Origin of the sequence: Pseudomonas sp. IT-P176 (genome assembly GCF_949767245.1) — a bacterium.
In the GTDB taxonomy this organism is placed as follows: domain Bacteria; phylum Pseudomonadota; class Gammaproteobacteria; order Pseudomonadales; family Pseudomonadaceae; genus Aquipseudomonas.
The window spans coordinates 1-730 of the sequence record NZ_CATKPN010000097.1; the positions used below are offsets into that span (position 1 = coordinate 1).

Genomic DNA, 730 nt, shown 5'->3' on the forward strand with positions numbered 1-730 from the left:
CAGTGTCAGCTTCTCGAAGTTGTTAGCCGAGACGGTCTCGAGTTTGTTGACGATCGCGTCCTGGCCGCCGGTGAAGATGTTGTCTTTGGCGGTGACCACTGCAGTACCGCTGGTGCCGTTAGCCGGGATTTTCACCACGGTGCCATCGGTCAGCGTGAACTCCAGCGGGCCATGGCTGGCCATCGGCATGCCGGCGGCGTTGGTCAGGGTCACGGTGTAAGTGACGTCACCACCTTCGGCGACAGTGGATTTATCCACAGTCAGTGTGGCTTTCACCTCGGTGAGAGTGTCACCCACCTTGACCACAGCCTCGTCGCCGAGCACCAGGTTTTCGAACGACTTACCTGGAACCGTTGCGTCAGTGACGCTCAGTTTGATGGTTTCGCCGTCTTTGTAGACGTCGTCACCCTGGGCTTTCAGTTCGTACGGCACGCTGGTGGTGCCGGCCTTGATCACCACGGTTGCACCGTTGCTCAGGGTGACGGTCAGGTCTTGCTTCAGTTCCTGATCGACTTTGACGGTGAACTTCGGTGCCGCGTTTTCCAGCACATCACCGTTGCTTTCGATGGTGACGGTGATTTTGTCGCCTTCGTTAGCTGGGTCTTTTGGATCGCCCGAACCTGGCTCGTCGGTAACGGTGGTGGTGTATTGGTCTTCGCCCAGTGTCAACTTCTCGAAGTTGTTGGCCGAGACGGTCTCAAGTTTATTGACGATCGCATCCTGACCACCG

The 730-nt window shown here is 57.4% G+C and carries 1 protein-coding gene; it reads right to left on the reverse strand.

The features are described 5' to 3' along the window. Nucleotides 1-730 (reverse strand): immunoglobulin-like domain-containing protein (locus tag ACM6IP_RS24005; RefSeq protein WP_414862410.1); only part of this gene is annotated, 730 nt, incomplete at both ends.